This window comes from Bradyrhizobium sp. UFLA05-108, from assembly GCF_059803455.1.
Map to the genome: position 1 here is coordinate 1 of NZ_JBANAZ010000159.1, position 3119 is coordinate 3119.

Below are 3119 nucleotides of genomic sequence, written 5' to 3' on the forward strand. Positions count from 1 at the left end.
TGCCGGGCGGGCGATTGAAAGCCGCCTAAGCCTCTCCTGAATGGAGTGTGCTCAGACGCGCTGCGACTGCCACAACGCGCACATCAACATCCAGTTGGGATCGCAGATGGTGCAAGTCATTTGCCCGCGATGCGCAGCCGCCTCATCGTAAGCGCCAAGCTGAGCCGTTCAGGCTTTGAAGTGCCAGGGCATGAGAGCATCGATCTGAGAGATCGGCCAGCCCCGCGCGATCCGTTCGAGAGTTTGTGTGAGCCAGGCATGCGGATCGACATCGCTCATTTTCGCGGTCTGCAGAAGCGTGGCGATGGTCGCCCAGGTCCGGCCGCCGCCATGGCTGCGCGCAAAGAGCGCATTTTTTCTTGTGATGGTTTGCGGCCGGATTGCCTGCTCGACGGTGTTGGAGTCGATCTCGATACGGCCGTCGCTTAGAAAGCGCTCGAGGGCGGTGCGCCTGGATGTGGCATAGCGGATCGCCTCGGCGAGTTTGGATTTGCCCGACAGGCGCGGCAGCTCCTTGTCCCACAGATCGAAGAGCGCCGCGACGATCGCGGCGGACTTTTCCTGGCGCGCTTTCACCCGCATCTTAGGATTCTGGCCGCGGATGTCGGCCTCGATCTCCCACAGCCGCGCCATTGTCGTGACGGTCTGTGTCGCCAGGTGCGAGCTCTCGTTGACGTGCAATTCGTAGAACCGCCTCCTGACGTGGGCAAAGCAGGCCGCAAGCCGCACCCCATCATTGGCACCCGCCGATTTGGCGAGCCTGTTGTAGGCGGCATAGCCGTCGACCTGCAGAATGCCGGCAAAGCCCGCCAGATGCCGCTCGACGCATTCACCGCTGCGACAGTCCTCAAAGCGATAAGCGACCATCGGTGGACCGATGCCGCCAAATGGCCGATCGTCGCGCGCATAGGCCCACAGCCAGGCCTTTTGCGTCTTACCGGATCCGCGAGCGAGCGTTGGCAGGGTCGTCTCGTCGGCGAAGATCCGTTCACCCTGCTTGATCTTCTCCAGCACATAGTCGGCCAGCGGCCGCAATTCGAAGCCGACCTTGCCCATCCATTGCGCCATCAACGACCGGTCGAGATCGACGCCGTCACGCGCGTAAATCGCTTCCTGCCGGTACAGCGGCAGCCCGTCGGCATATTTGACCACCGCGATCTGGGCGAGAAGCGCTTCGGTCGGAAGACCACTCTCGATCAGATGCGGCGGCGCTGGCGCCTGAACCACGCCATCGCGGTTGCGATATGCGTATTTCGGGCGGCGCGTCACGATCACGCGGAACGTCGCCGGCGTCACGTCCAGGCGCCTCGAGACATCCTCGCCGATCAGGACCTTCTCCAACCCTTGGCAATCAGAGGGGGGCTCGACGATGATCTCCACCCGCTCCATATGCGCGCCGAACTCCTTGCGCGGCCGCGGCGCGCGTTTCGGCTTGCCTGCCTTGGCCAGTTCGGCTTCAATGGCCGCCACCCCGGTGGCGATCTCGTCAAATACGAAGGCGATCTGCTCATCGCTCGGCGTGTCGCCACGCAAGCGTTCCGAGCGCGTACCGTAAAGCGTGCGCTCCAACATCTTCACGATCGCCGTCAGCTCCACGATCCGCGCGTCGGCCGTCTGGTTGACCGCAGCAAGATCGGCGTTGACCGCAGTCAGTGCTGCAATCTCGGAGGCGATGCGGCTGTTCTCGGCCTCGATCGCCGCCCGCTCTTCCGCCAAGGCGAGGATCAGCGCATGGGCTTCGGCAAGGGTCGTCGGAAGCTCTGCAACGGGCGTCGTCATCGCCGCCATCCCAGCAGAGTCGCCGCCAATCTTCCAAGCCTTTCAGCGCCCTGATTCAATTCGCCGCAACTGGTCAGCCCACCGATTCCGGGCGCTTCACCGCCACCGGACGCACCTTGGTCCAGTCCAGCCCGTCGATCAGCGCGAGCAACTGCGCGTGATTCAGCCGCACCCGGGCCGGCGCAATCCTCGGCCAGCAGAACTTTGCTTCCTCAAGCGTCTTGGCAAACAGGCAGATCCCGCTGCCGTCCCACCAAACCGCCTTGATCCGCTCTTTTCGAACGGAACACGTACAGCGCGCCGCTGAATGGGTCGGCCCCACCATCTCGCACCAGCGCCATCAAGCCGGTCGCTCCCTTGCGGAAGTCGACCGGCGTGCTGGCCACGTAAACCTGAACGCCCGCCGGGATCATGCTTGCCGAACCGCCCGGATTACGGCAGCAAGCAGCTCAGGCTCCACATCGCCGCCGACACGGACCACAACATCGCCGATCACGATTTCCACCATGTCGCTTGTCACCGCATCAAACCGCGCAAACTTGACCGCCTCGCCGCGCGCCCCAGAAACCGGTGCGATCAGTCCCGAGGCCAGCACCTTGCGTCGCCACGCAAACAACTGTGGATCGAGCCCGTGAGACCGCGCGATCACCGACACGTTCGCCCCCGGCAAAAACGTTTCCTTGACGATCCGTTCCTTCGCCTCCCGCGACCAGGTGCGATAGCTTCGCCCCGGACTGACCGCAAGCCGCTCGGGTGTGGCCGTGATAACTTCGAAATTCCTGGTGTCAGAGGTATGTTCGCTCACATGAGCTCCTGGCAAATAAATCACCAGGAGATTCTCTGACAAGCGAACATCATCCGCTACGTGGGGGCGCCTACACGCTTACGCTTCATCGCGCGCATGACTGACATCGCATTCCAGGCATCACCGCCACGCGGCGGCGGAATGTTGCGGCTGGTCAGAGCAATTTCGCGATATGGCTTGCCCCGCATCGCCTCGAGGACAGGCTTTAGCTTGGCATCGCGCGGCCCTCGCGGCCGCGCCGTATGTCGCGATCAAGCTGCCGTATACGCTGCATTGAGGTGAGCGATGGCAAAATGGCTCGACCGACTGGAGACGCCGGCCGTCCTGCAGCGCGGCGTTGTAGAGCAGCCGCTGCCCCTCAAGGATCGCGTCGAGCGCGCGGTGTTGTGCGCGCGTCGGTCGAAGGCCGTATTGGAATGACAGGAACATCAGTCAAATATCGCGGCTCTCAGCTATAGTGCAAGGCGCGGCTTGCCGCGGCCGTCGGCGGCTCTGCCTCGGTCTTCGATCGCGTGCTCTCGATGCGCTAACGGGG

General features: G+C 63.3%; 3 protein-coding genes and 1 pseudogene. 1 reads left to right on the plus strand and 3 read right to left on the minus strand.

Going from position 1 to position 3119, the window contains the following annotated elements; translation table 11 throughout:
* Positions 1-168: 168 nt before the first annotated feature.
* The 3 genes and pseudogenes from tnpC to SO140_RS45510 all read right to left on the minus strand — a co-directional run bounded on the left by tnpC (position 169) and on the right by SO140_RS45510 (position 2584).
* Positions 169-1779: an IS66 family transposase gene (tnpC, locus tag SO140_RS45500; protein WP_449384663.1), complete on the minus strand. Its 1611-nt coding sequence runs from the start codon at positions 1777-1779 to the stop codon at positions 169-171.
* A gap of 73 nt (positions 1780-1852) precedes the next feature.
* Positions 1853-2192: pseudogene (tnpB, locus tag SO140_RS45505) on the minus strand (IS66 family insertion sequence element accessory protein TnpB).
* Complete coding sequence (locus SO140_RS45510; protein WP_449384662.1) at positions 2189-2584, minus strand: transposase; 396 nt, start codon at positions 2582-2584, stop codon at positions 2189-2191. Before SO140_RS45510 ends, tnpB begins: the two are co-directional and overlap by 4 nt.
* A gap of 285 nt (positions 2585-2869) precedes the next feature.
* On the opposite strand from SO140_RS45510, the gene SO140_RS45515 reads away from it, so the two are divergent.
* Positions 2870-3004 carry a hypothetical protein gene (locus SO140_RS45515; protein ID WP_449384661.1) on the plus strand — a complete coding sequence of 45 codons (135 nt, stop codon included), beginning with the start codon at positions 2870-2872 and terminating at the stop codon, positions 3002-3004.
* Positions 3005-3119 lie beyond the last annotated feature (115 nt).